Annotated in this window: 19 protein-coding genes; 8 read left to right on the top strand and 11 right to left on the bottom strand. The window is 62.2% G+C overall.

The genetic code is table 11. From position 1 onward, the window contains the following. Positions 1-238 precede the first annotated feature (238 nt). Both AC0L3L_RS32770 and AC0L3L_RS32765 read right to left on the bottom strand, forming a co-directional pair. Positions 239-1,426, bottom strand: coding sequence for a Gfo/Idh/MocA family protein (locus AC0L3L_RS32770; protein WP_473527358.1), 1,188 nt, complete (start codon positions 1,424-1,426; stop codon positions 239-241). A 157-nt stretch (positions 1,427-1,583) separates the two neighbouring features. Then, positions 1,584-2,639: a sugar phosphate isomerase/epimerase family protein gene (locus AC0L3L_RS32765; RefSeq protein ID WP_473527359.1), complete on the bottom strand. Its 1,056-nt coding sequence runs from the start codon at positions 2,637-2,639 to the stop codon at positions 1,584-1,586. Between the two features lie 399 nt (positions 2,640-3,038). Here AC0L3L_RS32765 and AC0L3L_RS32760 point away from each other — a divergent pair, with 399 nt between their 5' ends. The 5 genes from AC0L3L_RS32760 (at position 3,039) to AC0L3L_RS32740 (ending at position 7,285) form a co-directional block, all read left to right on the top strand. Next, the gene (locus tag AC0L3L_RS32760) at positions 3,039-3,926 is read left to right on the top strand and encodes a sugar phosphate isomerase/epimerase family protein (protein ID WP_473487825.1); all 888 of its coding nucleotides are present in this window, start codon (positions 3,039-3,041) and stop codon (positions 3,924-3,926) included. Positions 3,927-3,993: 67 nt separating this feature from the next. After that, positions 3,994-5,163, top strand: a complete 1,170-nt coding sequence (locus AC0L3L_RS32755) for a mandelate racemase/muconate lactonizing enzyme family protein (protein ID WP_473487824.1) — start codon at positions 3,994-3,996, stop codon at positions 5,161-5,163. A gap of 2 nt (positions 5,164-5,165) precedes the next feature. After that, positions 5,166-5,882: a FadR/GntR family transcriptional regulator gene (locus AC0L3L_RS32750; protein WP_123151663.1), complete on the top strand. Its 717-nt coding sequence runs from the start codon at positions 5,166-5,168 to the stop codon at positions 5,880-5,882. Position 5,883: 1 nt separating this feature from the next. Then, entirely contained in the window at positions 5,884-6,864 is a 981-nt protein-coding gene (locus AC0L3L_RS32745) for an NAD(P)-dependent oxidoreductase (protein ID WP_473641347.1), read from the top strand. 43 nt (positions 6,865-6,907) lie between these two features. Beyond that, positions 6,908-7,285, top strand: a complete 378-nt coding sequence (locus AC0L3L_RS32740; protein ID WP_473641345.1) for a hypothetical protein — start codon at positions 6,908-6,910, stop codon at positions 7,283-7,285. 8 nt (positions 7,286-7,293) lie between these two features. Here AC0L3L_RS32740 and AC0L3L_RS32735 read toward each other — a convergent pair whose 3' ends face one another. Next, positions 7,294-8,592 carry an amidase gene (locus AC0L3L_RS32735; RefSeq protein WP_473487821.1) on the bottom strand — a complete coding sequence of 433 codons (1,299 nt, stop codon included), beginning with the start codon at positions 8,590-8,592 and terminating at the stop codon, positions 7,294-7,296. A gap of 121 nt (positions 8,593-8,713) precedes the next feature. On the opposite strand from AC0L3L_RS32735, the gene AC0L3L_RS32730 reads away from it, so the two are divergent. After that, positions 8,714-9,061, top strand: coding sequence for a GFA family protein (locus tag AC0L3L_RS32730; protein ID WP_123151660.1), 348 nt, complete (start codon positions 8,714-8,716; stop codon positions 9,059-9,061). 37 nt (positions 9,062-9,098) lie between these two features. On the opposite strand, the gene AC0L3L_RS32725 is transcribed toward AC0L3L_RS32730, so the two are convergent. Continuing rightward, complete coding sequence (locus AC0L3L_RS32725) at positions 9,099-10,007, bottom strand: SDR family oxidoreductase (protein WP_123151659.1); 909 nt, start codon at positions 10,005-10,007, stop codon at positions 9,099-9,101. A gap of 105 nt (positions 10,008-10,112) precedes the next feature. Here AC0L3L_RS32725 and AC0L3L_RS32720 point away from each other — a divergent pair, with 105 nt between their 5' ends. Then, positions 10,113-10,685, top strand: a complete 573-nt coding sequence (locus AC0L3L_RS32720; protein WP_473641342.1) for a TetR/AcrR family transcriptional regulator — start codon at positions 10,113-10,115, stop codon at positions 10,683-10,685. Positions 10,686-10,749: 64 nt separating this feature from the next. On the opposite strand, the gene AC0L3L_RS32715 is transcribed toward AC0L3L_RS32720, so the two are convergent. Continuing rightward, complete coding sequence (locus AC0L3L_RS32715; protein ID WP_473641340.1) at positions 10,750-11,961, bottom strand: MFS transporter; 1,212 nt, start codon at positions 11,959-11,961, stop codon at positions 10,750-10,752. Positions 11,962-12,053: 92 nt separating this feature from the next. Here AC0L3L_RS32715 and AC0L3L_RS32710 point away from each other — a divergent pair, with 92 nt between their 5' ends. Then, positions 12,054-13,025 carry an AraC family transcriptional regulator gene (locus AC0L3L_RS32710; RefSeq protein WP_473527364.1) on the top strand — a complete coding sequence of 324 codons (972 nt, stop codon included), beginning with the start codon at positions 12,054-12,056 and terminating at the stop codon, positions 13,023-13,025. 301 nt (positions 13,026-13,326) lie between these two features. On the opposite strand, the gene AC0L3L_RS32705 is transcribed toward AC0L3L_RS32710, so the two are convergent. The 6 genes from AC0L3L_RS32705 to AC0L3L_RS32680 form a co-directional block, all read right to left on the bottom strand. After that, positions 13,327-14,412 carry an ABC transporter ATP-binding protein gene (locus tag AC0L3L_RS32705; RefSeq protein ID WP_473527365.1) on the bottom strand — a complete coding sequence of 362 codons (1,086 nt, stop codon included), beginning with the start codon at positions 14,410-14,412 and terminating at the stop codon, positions 13,327-13,329. Continuing rightward, positions 14,412-15,521 carry an ABC transporter ATP-binding protein gene (locus AC0L3L_RS32700; protein ID WP_473641338.1) on the bottom strand — a complete coding sequence of 370 codons (1,110 nt, stop codon included), beginning with the start codon at positions 15,519-15,521 and terminating at the stop codon, positions 14,412-14,414. Before AC0L3L_RS32700 ends, AC0L3L_RS32705 begins: the two co-directional genes overlap by 1 nt. Then, on the bottom strand, positions 15,518-15,727 hold the full coding sequence (locus AC0L3L_RS32695; protein ID WP_123151654.1) for a hypothetical protein: 210 nt from the start codon (positions 15,725-15,727) through the stop codon (positions 15,518-15,520). Before AC0L3L_RS32695 ends, AC0L3L_RS32700 begins: the two co-directional genes overlap by 4 nt. Next, positions 15,724-16,683: a carbohydrate ABC transporter permease gene (locus AC0L3L_RS32690; RefSeq protein WP_123151653.1), complete on the bottom strand. Its 960-nt coding sequence runs from the start codon at positions 16,681-16,683 to the stop codon at positions 15,724-15,726. Before AC0L3L_RS32690 ends, AC0L3L_RS32695 begins: the two co-directional genes overlap by 4 nt. 1 nt (position 16,684) lies before the next feature. Next, positions 16,685-17,590, bottom strand: coding sequence for a carbohydrate ABC transporter permease (locus tag AC0L3L_RS32685; RefSeq protein ID WP_123151652.1), 906 nt, complete (start codon positions 17,588-17,590; stop codon positions 16,685-16,687). A gap of 95 nt (positions 17,591-17,685) precedes the next feature. Continuing rightward, a complete protein-coding gene (locus tag AC0L3L_RS32680; RefSeq protein ID WP_473641336.1) occupies positions 17,686-19,002 on the bottom strand; it encodes an ABC transporter substrate-binding protein in 1,317 nt (438 codons plus the stop codon). Between the last annotated feature and the right edge of the window lie 21 nt (positions 19,003-19,023).

Raw genomic sequence — 19,023 nt, 5'->3', positions numbered from 1 at the left:
ATTCTCAATGCAAAAGCACGCGATGCGCGCAAAGAGTTCGCTAATGCAACTTGACATCAGAGATAGTCGCTCATCCGTCGCCTTCGGCGACACCTTCTCCCACAAGGGGAGAAGAGGCAGACGCCAGCGCCGGCGATCTCCTCTCCCCTCGGGGAGAGGTCGGATTGCCCCCGAATTGCCCTTGCAATTCGGTTGGCAATCCGGGTGAGGGGGCTCCCCCGTTAACCGGGCGCAGCGATTAAAGTTTCGTCCAGGCTCCATTCTTCTTCGACGACTTCACGCAGGCTTCGATGAAGGCCATGCCTTCGACACCGTCCTGGATGGTCGGGAAGATGACATCCTTAGCCGGCTTGCCGCCTTTGCGGCGCGCTGCGCGGATGGCGCGGGCCGCCTCCTGATAGATGTTGGCGAAACCTTCGAGATAGCCTTCCGGATGGCCTGACGGAACGCGGCTGACGCGCCCAGCGACGGGCAGCGCCCCGGGGCCGTTTCGGGTGATCAACTGCTTCGGCTGGCCGAACGGCGTGTACCAGAGATAGTTCGGGTCGGCCTGCACCCATTCAAGCCCGCCCTTCGAGCCGTAGATACGCAGCTTCAGCCCATTCTCGTGGCCGGGCGCCACCTGGCTCGCCCACAATATGCCCTTGGCCGGATGCGATTTGCCGACCGGCTTGAAGCGCAACATCACGTTGACATTGTCGTCGAGCTGTCGCCCCGGCACGAAGGCGTCGAGATCGGCGGAAAGCGAATCGAGCTCCAATCCACAGACGAAGCGCGCGAGATTGTAGGCGTGCGTGCCGATGTCGCCCAGCGCACCGCCGGCGCCGGCCTGCTTGGGGTCGGAGCGCCAGGCCGCCTGCTTCTGGCCGGTGGCGGCGAGGTCTTCGGTCAGCCAGTCCTGCGGGTATTCCGACTGCACGATACGGATGTCGCCGAGTTGTCCCTTGGCCACCATCTCGCGCGCCTGCCGCACCATCGGATAGGCGGTGTAATTGTGGGTGAGGACAAAGACCTTGCCGGTCTTTTCGACCAATGCCGCCAGCTTCTTCGCTTCCGCCAACGTCGTCGCCAGCGGCTTGTCGCAGATGACGTGGATGCCGGCTTCGAGAAAAGCCTTCGCCGCCGGCACATGCACATTGTTGGGCGTGACGATGGCCACCGCTTCGATACCGTCCGGCCGCTTGGCCTCGGCCTTGGCCATCTCGGCGAACGAGCCGTAACTGCGCGCCGGATCGAGCCCGAGCTCCTCGGCCGACGCTTTCGCACGCGCCGGATCGGACGACAAGGCACCGGCGACCAGCACGAACTCATTGTCCATTCGCGCTGCGATGCGGTGCACGGCGCCGATGAAGGCGCCTTGCCCGCCGCCGACCATGCCGTAGCGGATCGGGCCGCCTCCCGCTTCCGACTTCGATGCGCCGACCATGATTTTCTCCCTCGTGTCTGAAATACCCCTCCCCCTTGAGGGGAGGGTGGCCCGAAAGGCCGGGAGGGGTCGGTTGATGCGGAGCTCTACGCCCTGCGACCCCACCCCGATCCGCTGCGCGGATCGACCCTCCCCTCGAGGGGGAGGGAAAATCGCGCTAGATTCCCATCATGGCGCGCAGCACCTTTTTATCGGTCGCGCTGCCGGCGAAATCGTCGAATGCCTTTTCCGTCACCCTGATGATGTGGTGCTGAATGAAGGGAGCGCCTTCGGCCGCGCCATCCTCGGGGTGCTTCAGGCAGCATTCCCATTCCAGTACCGCCCATGAATCGTAGTCATATTGGGCGAGCTTGGAGAAGATGCCGCCGAAATCCACCTGGCCATCGCCGAGCGAGCGGAAACGCCCGGCCCGGTTCGTCCAGCTCTGATAGCCGGAATAGACGCCTTGCCGGCCGGTCGGATTGAACTCGGCATCCTTGACGTGGAACGCCTTGATCCGCTCGTGATAGATGTCGATGAATTCGAGATAGTCGAGTTGCTGCAGCAGGAAATGCGACGGGTCGTAATTGATGTTGCAGCGCCTGTGGCCGCCCACGGCGTCGAGGAACATCTCGAAGGTCGCGCCGTCGAAGACGTCCTCTCCCGGATGGATCTCGTAGCCGAGATCGACGCCATTGTCCTCATAGACGTCGAGGATCGGCTTCCAGCGCTTTCCCAGTTCGGAAAACGCCTCCTCGATCAACCCCGCCGGCCGTTGCGGCCAAGGATAAAGGTAGGGGAAGGCCAACGCCCCGCAAAACGACACCGACGCCTTGAGCCCGAGATTTTTCGAAGCCTTGGCGCCGAACTTCATCTGTTCGACGGCCCATTGCTGCCTGGCTTTAGGATTGTTGTGCACCGCAGGCGGCGCGAAGCCGTCGAACTGCGCGTCATAGGCCGGATGCACCGCCACCAACTGCCCCTGCAGGTGCGTCGACAGCTCGGTGATCTCAACGCCCGCCTCAGTGCAGATGCCCTTCACTTCGTCGCAATAGGCCTGGGAGGACGCCGCCTTCTCGAGGTCGAACAGCCGGCTGTCCCAGGTCGGGATCTGCACGCCCTTATAGCCCAGCCCGGCCGCCCATCTGGTGATCGACGGCAGCGAGTTGAACGGTGCGGCATCGCCCGCGAATTGCGCCAGAAACAGCCCAGGACCCTTCATTGTCGACGGCATCGGCATCCTCCCTAATTTATCCACGACCAAGCATAGCGCCGATTGAAAGCAGGGCCAGCCTCTTTGGTCTTTTCTCGACAGGCGCTAGTGCGCACCGCCATTCTGGTATTACCAAATATGGTCGTTTGGTCAAGCGCCGCCGCTCGCAACCAGCGCTGCGAAAATTACCGGGCTGCGGGCAAATACGCCAGTTTAATCAAAGAAATAATCATGGGCCGGGGCTGCAGTGCAGGATTTCTTGCCGTCCAGATGAAATTGCTGTAGACCCTCTTTTCATGCCCAATTGGTCGAACCAGTTACGACGAATGCTGGAGTGCCTTGGGGAGGAACCATGCAACGCAATCTGGTGGAGTGCGTCGCAGGCGAATTGTTACAGGCGAATTCTGGGAAGGACAGACCATGCATCTTTCGACGCACAACTGGATGCGGGCGGAACCGTTGGAGACGACGCTCAAACGCATCAAGAAATTCGGCTATGAGTCGATCGAGATTTCCGGCGAGCCCGCGCAATACAAGATCAATGAGACACGTGCCCTCCTGAAGGAGCACGGCATCCGCTGCTGGGGGGCGGTGACGCTGATGCTGGGCGAGCGCAACCTCGCCGCCAAGGACCAGGGCCAGCGCGAGCGCTCGGTGCAGTACGTCAAGGACGTGCTGACGATGGTGAGCGAACTCGACGGCGAGATCATCACGCTGGTTCCCGCCACCGTCGGCAAGGTGGTGCCGGACGGCACCGAGGAAGAAGAATGGAAATGGGTGGTCGACGCCACCAGGGAATGCTTTACCCATGCCAAGAAAGTGGGCGTCAAGATCGCGGTAGAGCCGCTCAACCGCTTCGAGACCTATCTGTTCAACCGCGGCGCCCAGGCAATGGCGCTGGCCGATGCGGTCAGCCCCGAATGCGGTGTCTGCCTTGACGCCTATCACCTCCATATGGAGGAGTTTAACGTCTACGATGCCATCCGGCAGGTCGGAAAGCGCCTGTTCGATTTCCACGTCGCCGACAACAACCGCTTCGCCGCCGGTCTCGGACAGATCGACTGGCCGAAGATCGTCGGCACCCTGAAGGAAGTCGGCTACGACGGCGCGCTGACCAACGAGTTCGTCGCCCCTGTCGACCGCACGCCGGCTGCTCCCTATCCCGACATGGTTGAACGCAACCCGGTCGACATCTCGCCGGAGCAGCTCAAATTCATCCAGGACCACGGTTCCAGCGTGCTCACGGAAAAGTTCTACACCGACCAGATGCGCATCACCGCCGAAACGCTGCTGCCGCTGATCAAGTAGTCGATCTCTGGAAACGAGCCTTTCCGCCCGACGGCGGCCCCTAACGGCGGCAAGGCAGAGGATGAACATGCGCATCAAGACGGTCCAAGCCTGGTGGGTCCGCATACCGATCGAAGCGGCACGGCAGCACCGCAGCGACTTCGGTCAGGTGACGACGTTCGACGCCGCCATCCTGCGCATCGAGACTGACGATGGGTTGGTCGGCTGGGGCGAAGGCAAGAATGCCGCCGGCAGCACCGGCAGCTATGGCGCCCTCGTCCACATGCTGAACCATGAGGTCGGCCCGCAGCTGATCGGCTGCGATCCGGCCGACCTCGGGGTGATCTGGGAGATGCTTTACAATGGCGTGCGCCACGACAGCGCCGCGCAAAACGGCCACGCCATGCCGCAACTGGCGCGGCGCGGCATCAGCGTCGCCGCAATCAGCGCCGTCGACATCGCATTGTGGGATATTCTGGGCAAGTCGCTGGGGGTTCCGGTCTGGCGGCTGCTCGGCGGCCGCAAGCTCGATCGCATGCCGGCCTACGCTTCCGGTGGCTGGGCCCCCACCGAAGCGATCGGCGACCAGTTGAAATCCTATATCGCCAAGGGTGGCTTCAAGGCGCTGAAGATGCGGATCGGCGCGATGGACGGCACCCCGCACAATTCGGCCGCCCGCGTCCGCGCCGCAAGACAGGCGCTCGGCCCTGAACTCGATCTTATGGTCGATGCGCACGGCACCTATACGGTGGCGGAAGCCAAACGCTTCATCCATCTCGCCGGCGATCTCGATCTGGCCTGGTTCGAGGAGCCGGTCATCGCCGACGACAAGCCTGGGATGGCCGAAGTGCGGGCGTCCGGCTCCATCCCGATCGCCACCGGTGAGAGCGAGGCGACGCGCTATGCCTTCCGCGACCTCGCCACGCTCAAAGCGGCCGACATCTTCCAGCCGGATCCTGCCTTCTGCGGCGGCATCAGCGAGGCGATGAAGATCGGCACCATCGCCAGCGCCTTCAATCTGCGCTTCGCGCCGCATCTGTGGGCCGGCGCCCCTTGCTTCTTTGCCGGGCTGCATGTCTGCGCTGCTTCGCCGGCTAGCTTTACCGTCGAATATTCGCTTGGCGCCAACCCGATGATCCACGATCTGATCGAGGAGACTGTCGAAGCAAAGGACGGTATGATAGCGATCCCCGAGAAGCCCGGACTGGGATTCACCCTTTCGGAACGGTTCCTGGAGGCGCACGCGCTACGCGGCTGATCATGAAAGAAAAGAACCTTCTCGCGGAACTCGCCGCCTATCTGTTCTCCCACTCCGACAAGGCGACGGGCCGAACGCCGTCGGAGCGAGAACTGGCGGAGCATTTCGTCGTCAGCCGCGGCCAGATCCGCGAGGCGCTGGCTATCCTCGAAGCCATGCGCATCGTCGAGCGCCGGGCCAAGTCCGGCATCTACATCGACACCAAGCAGGCCAGCGTCGAGGCGATGGCGCTTTTTGCCAGGGCCGGCCTGCCGCTCGATCCGATCCAGATCTACGAGACGGTCGAGTTGCGCAAGATCCACGAGATCAAGGCCGCCGAGCTTGCCTGTTCGCGTGCCACCGAGGAAAATTTCGAGCGGCTGCGCGAAATCCTGAAGGCTTCGGAAGACCGCATTGCGGCGGGCGAGGGTCTCGCCAAGGAAGACCGCGAATTTCACCTTGAAATCGTGCGGGCGACCAAGAACAGCGTTTTTCACAACATATGCAGCGTCTACTACATGATGGGCGAACAACGCCTGCCGATCTATTTCAACGATCCCGAACGCAGCGTGCGCTCGCATGCCGAGCACATCCAGATCTACGAGGCGCTGCTGCGCCGCGACGGCAACCTCGCCCAGGCGCTGATGAGCGCCCATCTGCAAGGTGCGGAAAGCTACTGGAAAGGCCTGATCGAGGGTGGCGGGGCAGAACCTCACAGTCCAGCGCTCGAACAGGTCTGACATGCCTAAAATCTTGACGACACACACGCTTCACCCGCGCGCCTCCGCCATGCTGACTGGGGCCGGTGAACTCGTCGTCGCCTCCGCCCTCGATGCGGACACGCTGGCGACTGAGGCGAGGAATGCCGACATCATCATCGTTCGTGCGCCACTGCCATCGGCGCTTTTCGAACGTGCGACGAAGCTCCGGGCCGCAATCCGCCACGGCGCCGGGCTCGACATGGTTCCCATGGAAGCCGCCACGGCAGCCGGCGTCCTGGTGGCAAACGTGCCGGCGGTCAATGCCCGGTCGGTCGCCGAATACGTGATGTTCGCGGCCCTGGCGCTGCTTCGGCGTTTCCGCGTAGTAGACCGCGACTTGCGGGCGAAGGGCTGGCTGGCCGGTCGCGACCACACCATTCTCGCCAGCGAGCTCGCCGGCAAGACGATCGGCATTATCGGCTTCGGCGCCATCGGACAGGCAGTCGGCCACATTGCGGCGCATGGTTTCGACCTGAACGTGGTGGCGACGACGCGCAGCATGAGGCCTGCGCCGGACAGGGTCGGCTTTCTGTCGATCGACGCACTGGTCGAGCAGAGCGATATCATCGTTCTGTGCTGCCCGCTGACACCGGAGACACGCGGCCTGATCAACCACGAGCGCATCGGTCGAATGAAGCCGCACGTGCTGCTGATCAATATTTCGCGCGGGCCGGTGATCGACGACGACGCGCTGATCGAAGCGCTGCGGAAGGACCGTATCGGCGGTGCCGCGCTCGATGTCTTTGCGACGCAGCCGCTGCCGCCCAATCACGCCTATTTCGGCTTCGACAATGTCATTGTCACGCCGCACATGGCCGGCATCACCGAGCAGTCGATGATGCGCATGGGCGTTGGTTCGGCTGATGAAACCTTGCTGGTGCTGGCCAACAAATTGCCGGTCAATCTGCGCAATCCCGAAGTGGTCGAGCACTACCGGCGACGGTTCCAGGCCGACGTGTAACGCCGTCGCCGTATCGCCCAATTTCTGCACGACGCTGCACCCCATGCTCGTTTTTCGCCGCACGCCGCTGCTTGTTTCGATCTGCGTCCTGCCCTCGGTCGCTGCGACCGAGAGCAGTTATGTCTATTGCGACAACGGCCTGCGGTGCGTGATGGCGCCCTGTCCGTCGAACAGCGCGCTCGATCTTGCGACGGGCAAGATCATCAAGGGCGTGTCGATCGACATCGATGGATTGCCGCAGGAGGACAAGGCGCTCGATCTCTCTGACAAGCTCTACGCCGGCAAGGTCGTCGTTGTCGGCTCCATCGAGACCCGGACCCAGACCCTCGACGGCAAGCGATACACTTTGCCATGGCTGGTCGCGACCGGTATCGAACGCGCGTCCAGGGACAGCGAACGCGGCCACTGTTCGTCGCATTGACGTTCACATCATCCACGGCCAAGCAGTGCCTCGACTTCCGCCGCGATACGCAAGAGACGGTGGTCGTGGCCGTTGCGCGCCACCAGCATCAGCCCGGCAGGGCGCGCCATTCCCGGCATCGGCAGCGAGATCGCACAGAGGTCGAACTGGTTGGCGACCTGCGTGTTGCGCAGCAGAAGGCCTTCCATACGCTCACATAGAACTTCGTCGCTGGTCATCGACACGATTGTCGGTGCGGTGACCGGTGTGGTCGGCAGGGCCAGCACATCGACAGACGCCAGCCGCTCGTCCATGGCCGCGACAAGCGCCGTGCGGCGGCGGATTGCCCTTATATAGGCCGTGGCCGGAACGGCGGCAGCGCGTGACAACGGCTCGCTCACCCGCGGATCCACCGGTGTCGTCGCGCCAGTCGCCAGCCAATCTGCATGGACCTCGGCACCCTCCATTGCCGCGATCGAGGCCCGCCTGGTTACCGCGCGCAAATCGGCAAGGAGGTCATCGATGGACAGATCAGCGAGGCGTGCACCCGCGAGTTCCACCTTGTGAACACATCGGTCGAACGCTACCGCGACCTCTTCTTCCGTATCCTCGAAGAGCACGCCGCGCGGAACACCGATGCGCAGCCCGGCAAGCGAGAGCGGAACAAGTGCCGCGAACTCTTCGCCGGCCATCACCGCGTCGGCTGCGGCACATTCGGCAACGGTGCGCGCGAGCGGGCCAATGGAGTCCAGCGTGGCCGATAGCGGGAAGACGCCATCGCGCGGCACGCGCCGCGCCGTCGGCTTGAAGCCGACGACACCGTTCAGCGATGCCGGAATGCGCACCGAACCGCCGGTGTCGGAACCGATCGAGATCTCGCTCGTGCCTTCGGCAACGGAAACACCGGCGCCGGAGGATGAGCCGCCTGCAATCCGGCTGGCGTCGGTCGCATTGCCGGGCGTGCCGTAATGCGGGTTGACGCCGATCGCGGTGAAGGCGAATTCAGTCATGTTGGTCTTGCCGAAGATGACGGCGCCCGCCTGCCGCAATCGTTGCACGATGACGGCATCCCGCAGCGCCGGCGCCGCGGTGCTGAGCAGCAACGAACCGGCCGTGGTCGGCTCGCCGGCGACATCGAACAGGTCTTTGATCGACAGAATTGTTCCGTCGAGCGGCCCGAGCGTCACGCCGGCTCTGCGCCGACCATCGGCGGCATCGGCTGCTGCCCGTGCGGCCTCCGGATAGAGCTTTACGAATACGCTTTCATTGTCCGCGCGGACGGCGAGACGCGAAAGGACGACTTCGAGGCGGTCGCGGACGGATTGCATTTTCGGTGTCGGACTCCGGACGCCTGCAACGTCTTACAGGCAACGACTGGTGCATGGCCTGCAGAGACATAACCCGGCAAAAGCACATTTGCACCCCTGTCGAACGGAAGGAGGAGACCTGATGCTCTACAAAGGCAGCTGCCACTGCGGCAAGATCGCCTTCGAGGTCGAAGGCGATCTGACCGGAGCCGTGCGGTGCAATTGCTCGATCTGCTCGCGCAAGGGCGCGCTGCTATGGGCGGTGCCGCACGAAGCATTGCAGGTGCTTGCCTGGGGCGACGATCTTGGCAGGTACACTTTCGGCAACCATGTCATCGCCCACCGGTTCTGCCGGACCTGCGGCATTCACCCCTTCGCCGAGGATGTCAGCGAAGGGAGCGAACGAAGCGCCTACGTCAATATCCATTGCATCGACGGATTGGACCTTGCCGCTGTGCCGGTTCTCGACTTCGACGGCCGCGCGGCCTGAAACCGAAACTATTGCCGGCTCCCAGCGTTCGAGCGGTCTAACGGTACCCCGTCACATCGGCTGGTTTGCCGGCGTCCTGAACCTCGGGAACGTAGCGCCACGCGTCGGGCCGCGAGCCGTCGAGATCGGTAAAACCGTAGAGCTGCGCCAGCCCGCCACTCGACAGCGACTGTCCGTTCCAGCGCGAACGATCCGGGTCCGCCGCAAGCGCCGCCACCGCGCGCCCGACAAAGCGCGGCGTCTCCGAGATGACAAAATGCGGCACTTTCGCTGTCGCATCATGCCAGTTGTCCTCCGTAACGCCGAATGCCTCGAGCATCATTTCCGAACGCAACCAGCCGGGTGTCAGCGAAATCGAGGTGGCACCGTGCGGGGCAAGGTCCTGAGCATGGGCCCAGGCCATGCGGGTCACCGACACTTTGGCGAGGTCGTAGAACGGGGAAAGCCGATAGTGGTCTGCATTATACTCGGCTGTGCCGTCGGTGACTTCGACAAGCAGCCCGCCCGGGCGCTCAATCAGAAGCGGCAGCGCGTAATGCGCGGTGATCAGATGCGTGTCGATGCCCAGCCGCAACATGCGCAAACCATTCGTGAGATCATGCTCCCAAACCGGCTTGTTCCATTCAAACAGTTTCTCCCCGCCCCAGATGTCGTTGACCAGCACATCGAGGCGGCCCTGCTCGGTACGTATCCGGTCGACCAGCTTGCGCACGTCTTCCACAACCAGATGATCGACTTGCACAGCGATGCCATGGCCGCCTTGCGCTGAAACAAGCTCCGCCGTTTCCTCGATGGTTTCCGGGCGGGCGTATTCGGACTGATGCATGCGTGTCGTCCGCCCTGTGACATAAACCGTCGCGCCCGCGGCGCCCAGTTCGACCGCAATACCTCTCCCCGCACCGCGCGTTGCACCCGCGACCAAGGCGACTTTTCCCTCAAGCGTCATTGAACTCCCCACGGCTCTGACCAACCAGACTCTGACCAACCAAACGCTGGCTTTCTTCAATGCCATAATATATAAATGATCATTCGGTTATAAATGGATGTCAAGATGCCGCGGCAAAAAACGCAATCCGACGAGCACGTGCTGGAAGCGGCGCACCGGCTGATCCACAAGCATGGCCCGGAGAGCCTCACATTCGAACGGCTGTCCAAGGCTTGCGGACTTTCCGGCTCGACCCTGGTGCAGCGTTTTAAGAACAAGGCCACGCTCAGGCAAAGAACCTTGCTGCAGGCATGGGATAGGCTGGATGAGAATACGATAAAGCTCGCCGATGCGATACAGAGAACCCCTGCTGGCGCGATCGGGTTGTTGGTGGCGCTTTCGCGTGACTATGGCGGCATCGAATCCTATGCCGAGGGCCTGCTCGTCCTGCGTGAAGATCTGCGCGATCCGGTGCTTCGCGCGCGCGGGGCATCGTGGAAGGCATCCCTGTGCAACATCCTCGACTCTTGCTTTGCTTCGGTGGCCAACACGCCGTTGGATATCGGCCTGCTGATGGCATCGCACTGGCAAGGTTCGCTGCTTTGGTGGAGTTTCGACCCGAAAGTCGAAGTTGCATCCTACGTCGAAGACAGTCTGGGCCGTTTCGTCGCGGCAATCGCCACGGCCCGAAAACCATAACCGATTTTCGGGCCATTTCTTGGAGGCAAGAGGCGTCCTACGTTGGGCGCACGTGCGGAATGGCTTAGGTCGCGCTTCTCGGGCCGAGCAAGAACGCCGCCAAGGCCGCCAGCAACGTCGCGATTCCGCAATAGGCGAAAGCACTGGCAACGCCGGCATTGTCGACGAGCAGGCCGCCGAAAACCGCGCCCAGCGCAATGGCCACCTGGAACGTCGCGACCATCAGCCCGCCGGCGCTTTCAGCCTGGTCGGGAGCGGCTCGCACCAGCCAGGTTTGCAGCCCGACGGGCACCGCGCCGAAGGCAAAGCCCCAGGCGGCAACCGCTATCGCCGCAACGACTGGCGAGGCTCCGAGAGTAAGCAGCAACGCGGCTGCCACAGCAATCAGCAGAGGCGCCATGCCAACGGCGGTTTTGAGACTGCGTTCGGCCATGAAGCCACCGGCAAAGTTGCCGAAGAATCCACCGATGCCAAAGGCGAGCAGCACCAGAGAGATCGTCTCGATGTCCAGCGCAGGCACCTTCTCAAGAAACGGGCGGACATAGGTGAAGCCGGCAAAGTGTCCCGAAGCGACCAATAGGACCACCAGAAGCGCAACCCTGATCATCGGGCGCTTCATCACTTCCAGCAAGGTCCGAACACTTGCCACGCCCGCCGGCGGCAGCTTCGGAAGGGTGGCGATCTGCACGAGCAGCGCCAGGGCGCCGACAACCGCCGCGATCATGAAGGCCGTTCGCCATCCCCAGATGTCGCCGACATAGGCGCCGACTGGGGCGGCACAGACCGTCGCCACCGAAACGCCGGTGAGAATGATCGACATGGCGCGCGGCATCAGTCGCATTGGAACAAGCCGCATCGCCATGGCCGCCGACATCGACCAGAAGCCGCCGAGGCTTACTCCGAGCATGATGCGAGCGATCAGAAGAACGGGAAGCGAAGAGGCAAACGCCGCTACCAGGTTCGACAGGATCAGGAGCACTGTCAGTCCCCACATGACCAGCCTGCGGTCCAGCCGTTTAGTGACGATAGCCATGGTCGGAGCGGCTATCGCGCCGACAACGGCCGTCGCTGTCACCGCTTGGCCGGCAGTCCCTTCCGTGACACCGAGGTCCTGCGCCAGCGGCGTCAGCAGACTGGCAGGCAGGAATTCTGCGGTCACCAGCCCAAACACACCGAGCGCAAGGGATACGACCGCCCCCCACGCCGGCTCGGCTCGTTCGTCGGTTTCCGCGGGATCGAGAACGGCGTCCATGACGCCTGTCGCGGGTTCGGTCATGATGGAATCTCCGATCTGGTTGCAGCGCAACATTTGGCTGCAGTGCAACATAGGGAGTGACCGCCTGGAGTTTCCATGCTAGAAACACCATCATGCTTGACTATTCGTCCAAAGTTCCGGTCACCGGTGATCCGCTGACAGACATATTGCGCGGGTTACGGCTCGACGGCGTCGAATACGGCCGCTGTGAAATGCAGGAGCCTTGGGGCCTCCAGTTTCCGGCCCAGACGGCTGCGCGGTTTCATTTCATCGGCCGCAAGGGATGCTGGCTGCTGCAGCCGTCCGGCGAATGGGTGGAGCTCAAGGCGGGCGACGCGGTGCTGCTGCCGCGCGGTGCGGCACACGTCCTGGCGAGCGAGCCCGGCACCGAGGCTTCGCCGATCCAGGGCTATGAGGTCGCCGAGGTCTGCAAGAACGTTTACTGCATGTCCAATGAAGGTTGCCGGCCGGGGACGCTGCTGTTTTTCGGCAGCATGTATTTCAATCTCGACGGCTTGCACCCATTGCTCGGCATGATGCCGGACGTAATGCGCGCGCACGAGTTGGAAGCCTATGAACCCGGCATCCCGCATCTGCTGGAGGCGATGGCGCGCGAAGTGACGATGGAGCGCGTCGGTTCCGGCGGCATCCTGGCCCGGCTCGCCGATGTGCTGGCGGCCACCGTCATCCGCTCGTGGGTCGAGCGCGGCTGCGGCGACTCGTCCGGATGGATCGCGGCGGTGAGAGACCGCGAGATCGGCCGCGTGCTGGCCGCGATCCATCTCGAACCGGACCGCGATTGGACCGTGGAAACGCTCGCCAGGATGATGGGCGCCTCGCGATCGGGTTTCGCCGAGCGCTTCGCGACGGTCGTCGGCGAAACCCCGGCGAGATATGTCACCCAGGTGAGAATGCACCAGGCACGGCAATGGCTGGTCCGCGACCAGCTGAAGATTTCCGTCGTCGCCGCACGCCTGGGCTATGAATCCGACGCGTCCTTCAGCCGGGCGTTCAAGCGCGTCATCGGATCGGCTCCCAGCCATCTCCGCGCCGAGGAACAGGCCGAGGCCCGTCAAGCCGTCTAAACCTGGCCAAAGGCTTCAAGCCGCGAGAGCATTTTGCACCCAAGTGGAATCACTTGGCGTCGCAGAAATGCGGCTAAAACAAATAGATAGAGCGGGATGCCTCGTTCAGTTTGAACGCATCCCGCTCTAGCATCCTTCCCGCCCAGCAGGCGCGCTTAGAGACTGTTTCGAAAGTCGCTCCGGCGAGTCATATGGTGGTGGTTTCGAGAACCGGAGCGGAGCGGACATTTGGGTCCGTGAGCACCGGAAGCACAGAAAACGCCATCAGATGGCCGCCGGAGTAGAGTTTCCAAACAGTCTCTTAGCCTGCGTGACGAAGGCTTATTCCGCTAGCCTTGTCGAACAGCACCACCTTGTCCGGATCCCAGGCAAAGCGCACCGGCTGCTCGATTTCGACATCGGTTCTGGCCGGCACCGTGGCCCGCAGCATGGCGTCGCCGACCCGCAGGGTAAGGATCTTCTCGACGCCATGGTTCTCGACATCGTGGACGCGCGCTTCCACCGGCGCCCCGCCCTCGAGATAGACATCCTCGGGACGAATACCGAAGACGAGCGGGCGACCGTCGGTCGCACCGCTCGTCTTGGCACCCCCCGTAAAAGGCAGCTCGAAATTCAGCGGTGCCATCACCGCGCGGCCGTCGACGAGCTTGCCGTCGATGAGGTTCATCGGCGGCGAGCCGACGAAGCTCGCCACATAGGTGTCGCGCGGATTGTTATAGATCTCATACGGTGTGCCGGTCTGGACGATGCGGCCATGGTTGAGCACGCCAACCTTGTCGCCCATCGACATCGCCTCGATCTGGTCGTGCGTGACGAACAGGAAGGTCTGACCAAGGTTCATTTGGATGTTCTTCAGCTCGGTACGCAGCGCCTCCCGCAGCTTGGCATCGAGCGCCGAAAGGGGCTCATCCATCAGGAATACGCGGGGCTTCCTGACGATGGCGCGACCAATCGAAACGCGCTGCATCTCGCCGCCAGAGAGGCGATCCGTCTTGCGGTCGAGCAGATGCTCGATACGCAAGGTCCTGGCAACGCGGTCGACGCGCGTCTTGATCTCGTCGGGCTCGATGCGGCGGATTTTTGGCTTCAGCGGGAATTCGAGGTTTTCGCGCACCGTGTAGCGCGGATAAAGCGAGTATTGCTGCAGAACCAGTGCCACGTCGCGCTCGGCCGCACCCCAGTCGGCGACATCAGCGCCGTCGATGAATATCTGACCCTCGTCCGGCTTTTCCAGGCCGGCGATCATGCGCAGCGTCGTCGTCTTGCCGGCGCCGGTCTCGCCGAGCAGCACGAAGAACTCGCCGTCGGCAATGTCGAGATTGAGCCCGGTCAATGCGGTGTGATTGCCGAATGTCTTCGAGATGTTCTTGAGCTGGATATGGGCCATCAGAGTCTCACCCCCAGCGAATTGCCGCTTGTCGTGTCGAAGAAGTGCGCCTGCGCCGGGTCGAGCTTGGCGAAGACCTGGACCCCCGGCTTGCCGACGAAACCGGAACGGGTGCGGGCGCGCAACATCTGTGCCCCGACCTTGAGGTCGACGATATCGTAGGAGCCAAGCGGTTCGATGATGTGCGCCTCGACCGGCAGGTAACCGTCCGCCGGCTCGCGCGAGACCATCACGCCTTCGGGGCGGATGCCGAGTGCAAGGCGGTCCTGCCCGACGTTCGCGACGTCGAGTTGGCCGCCCAGTTCGGCCGGGAAAAGGAACCCTTCCGCGGCCCCGTCGAGGGTGACCCTGGCGCCGGAGCCGTTCATCGTCACCGCCGCGTTGGCGACGTTCATCACTGGCGAGCCAACGAATTGCGCGACGAACAAATTGGCCGGGTGCGTATACACTTCCGATGGGCTGCCTACCTGCTGCAGAACGCCCTCATGCATGATGACGATGCGGTCGGCAAGGCTCATCGCCTCGATCTGATCGTGGGTGACGTAGATGGTGGTCGAGCCCTGCTTGATGTGCAGCCGCTTGATCTCCGCGCGCATCTCCTCGCGCAGCTTGGCGTCGAGTGCGCCAATCGGCTCGTCCATCAGCATCGCCTTCGGCCGCCGCACTAGCGCCCGGCCGATCGCCACGCGCTGCATGTCGCCGCCCGACAGCGCCGACGGCTTCTTGCCGAGCAGGTCGGTGATCTGCAGCACTTTGGCGACCGAGCGAACCTCGCCGTCGATCTCCGCCTTGCTCTTGCGCATGGCGCGCAACGGAAAAGCGATGTTCTCGTAGACGCTCATATGCGGATAGAGCGAGAACGATTGGAAGACCATGGCGATGTCGCGGTCGGCAGCCTTGAGATGCTGGACCGGCTTGCCGTCGATGAGGACATCGCCGCCGTCGATCGTCTCCAGCCCGGCGATGGCGCGAAGCGTCGTCGTCTTGCCGCAGCCCGACTGGCCGAGCAGCACGATGAACTCGTTGTCGTCGATCTTGAGATTGAGGTCCTTGATGACCTGAACGGCGCCAAAGAATTTCTGGACGCCACGAAGCTCGATCTGGGTCATGCGTGACCTTCTTTTTCCGGCGCGCCGGTCGCCTGCGGCTTCTGCCTTGGACCGACCCAGCCGGTGATCATGAACGTCAGCAGCCCGACGATGATGATCGTCAGCCCGTAGCGGTGCAGGAAGAAATTCCACGGCTGGCAGAGCGCGATGATGCCGAGCACCATCACGATCTCGGCCGTGCGCTGGATTGTACCATGGCGGATCATTTGCGGATCGCTCCGAAGGACATGCCGCGCAGGAGGTGGTTGCGCAACAGGAAGGTGAAGATGGCGACCGGCAGCAGGAACAGGAAGGTGCCGGCCGCGATGACCGTCCAGTCGGGCAGGCCGGAACCGACCTGGCTCGGAATGAACGGCGGCGCGGTCTGGGCCCGCCGGTTGGTCATGATCAGCGCGAAGGCATATTCGTTCCACGCCGTGATGAAGCAGAACACGGCGGTGGCGGCGATGCCGGTAGCCGCCTCCGGCAGCACGATCTTGAAGAATGCCTCCATGCGCGTATAGCCGTCGACGAGGGCCGCCTCCTCGTACTCCTTCGGAATTTCGTCCATGAACCCCTTCATCAGCCAGACAGAGAAGCTGAGGTTGAAGGCGGTGTAGAGGATGATCAGGCCCCAATGCGTGTCGTTGAGGCCAACCGCCCGGTACATCAGGAACATCGGGATCGCCACCACCACCGGCGGCAGCATGCGCGTCGACAGGATGAAGAAGAGCAGGTCCTGCTCCCCCTTTATCTTGAAGCGCGAGAACCCGTAAGCCGTGAAGGTGCCCATGCCGACGGCGAGGATCGTTGAGGTGATGGCCACGATCAGCGAATTCATGAAGCGGCTCGGATAACCGGACCACTGCACCTCGCCCCTGCCCGAGCGCACCACCTTCTCGCCGCCGTCAAACACCAGCCGCTCCCACCACGGGGCGGCGGCGTATTGTTCCGGCGTCGGCGCTGTGCGCAGTTGCGAGCGCTTGGTGAACAGCTTGACGAAGGGCGAAATCTCCGGCTGGAAGACCACCGTCGGCGGGATGGTGGTGGCGAGGTTGCGCGGCTTGAACGCCGTCGAGGCTATCCAGTAGATCGGCGCCAGGAAGATAATCGTGACGATCAGCACGCCGACGATGGCGAGCTTGTTGAGCGAACGCTCGGTAGAGGTGGTGACGGCGGCCATGCTAGCGCTCCTTCACCTTGTTCAGGTATTTGACGTAAATATTGGTGATCGCCAAGACCATGATCAGCACGATGTAGGCGAGCGCGCAGGAGCGCCCGGTCTGCCATTCCTGGAACGCCATCTTGTAGAGCCGGATCGAGATCACCTCGGTGGTCGGCTGCGTCGACAGTACATAGGCAAGATCAAAGGTTTTGAACGCCTCCATGGTGCGAAAGATGATCGCGATCATCAGGATGGGGGCGACCAGTGGCAGCGTAATGCGGAAGAACGTATAGAACGAGCCGGCGCGGTCGATCGCGGCTGCCTCGTAAAGATGCTTCGGCACCGCCGACAGGCCGGCGAGCGACAGCAGCATGACGAAGGGCGCCCACATCCAAATGTCGGTGATGGCGATCGCGTAGAGAGCCATGTCGGCATTTCCGACCCATTCGAATTTTCCAAGGCCCAGCGCGTAATTGATGATGCCGAAGGACGGGTCGTAGAGCAGTTTCCAGAACAGACCGACGACGGCCATAGACAGCATCATCGGCAAAAGCAGCAGCGTCGTGATCAGCCCCTTGAAGGGAATGTCGCGATTGAGGAGCATCGCCGTGCCGAAGCCGACCACGACCTGCCCGACGACCGAGACGATCACGTATTTTGCCGTGACCGCGAAATTGTTCCAGATGTAGGGATCGTTGAGCAGCTCGCGATAATTCTGCAGTCCGACGAAATTCGCAGCCGCGCTGGTCGATGCACGAAAATCGGTGAAGGAGTAACCGAGCGAATAGATCAACGGAAAAATGTTGAAGATGATCAGGAATAGGATCGTCGGTATGATGAAGAGGTTACGGATCGTGATGTCGCTCATGCCATGGGAGGCGGCGCGCGATTTTGGATCCAACGTCGTTATGACTGTGGTGGCCATGGACCCGTTCTTTCCCAGTCTTCTTCTTGAATTTCGGTTCTTGAAACGGAAACGGAGGGGGCGGGCGGCCGCCCCCTCCGAGATCAAGCCGCGCTTTACTGCACGCGGTCGTACTTCTTGAACGTCGCGTTCCAGTCGGCTGCAAGTGCGTCAAGCGTCTCCTTTGCAGTGCCCTGACCGTTCACGACGTACGGATAGACGCGCTGGTTGAGCTGCTGCAACAGCTCGGCGTATTCCGGCACCGCCCAGAAATCCTTCACCTTGAACATGGTCTCGTAGAAAGCCTTGTTGTAAGGCGTCGCGTTCTGGAACTCGGCGCTCTCCAACACCGCCTTATTGCAAGTGTAGCCGCCGAGCTCGGCCCATTTCTTCTGGGTCTCGTCCTTGATGAACCATTCGAGGAACTTCATCGCCTCTTCCTTATTCTCGGAATAGGAGACTATTGAGATGCCCTGACCGCCGAGCGCGGCGAACTGGTCACCCCCGGGGCCAGCCGGGTTGGCGAAGAAGCCAGTGCCCTTGGCATTCGGGTTCGACGCCTCGTTCACCAAGGCCGGGAAGAAGGCAAAATAATTCATGCTCATCGCCGCCAGGTTCTCGGTGATCGCCTGGTTGTCCTCGGTGAAGAAGGCGTTGGTCCATCCGGGCGGCGTGAAGCCGAAGAGCTTGCGGTAATTCTCAAGCGCCGCGACGTTCTTGTCCGAGTTGATGACCCCGTCCACCTTATAGGTCGCATAATCGCCAAGTTCGCCGCCGTAGGAAAAGATCGCATTCTCGACGCCCATGGCGAGACCGTCATATTGGTTCTGGGTGTAGATTGCGATGCCGTAGCGGTTCTGATCGGGTCGGTTGAAGAACTCCGCGATGTCGGTCATTTCTTTCCAAGTCTTCGGCACGGCAAGGTCATAGCCGTACTTGGCTTTGAACGCCTCCATTTCCTTCGGGTCTTCGAACCAGTCCTTTCGATAGGACCAGCCGACGGCGTCGCCCTCAGTCGGGATCGACCAGTATTTGCCGCTGTTGCCCGGGTATTCGGAATAGAATTTGACGGTCGCCGGGGCCATCGTCTCCAGCACTTTGTTGTTCTTCACGAAGTCCGTCAGATCGACGTAGTGGCCGCCCTCGGAAGCTGCCCCTAACCACTGCGAGTCGCCGACGACCATGTCATAGGCGCTTCCCTTGGCATTGAACTCGGTGAACGCCTTGGTCTGGAAATCTGGCCACGGCGTCGTCTCGACCGTGACCTTCACGCCGCTTTCGGCCTCGTAAAGGTTGACGAGTTCCTGCAAATAGTTCGCCGGATCCCATTCAGCCCAGAATATGGTGAGTTCCTTATCCTGCGCGTAGACGGACGTTCCGCAGGCGAGCACTAAGCCGATACCAGCAAGCATACTGGTCATTGTCTTGCGCATGATGATTTCCTCCCTTGTGCG

The sequence above is a fragment of the Mesorhizobium sp. WSM4849 genome (assembly GCF_055811385.1).
The sequence above is the reverse complement of the archived record's forward strand: the minus strand, read 5'-3'. Positions and strand labels throughout refer to the sequence as shown.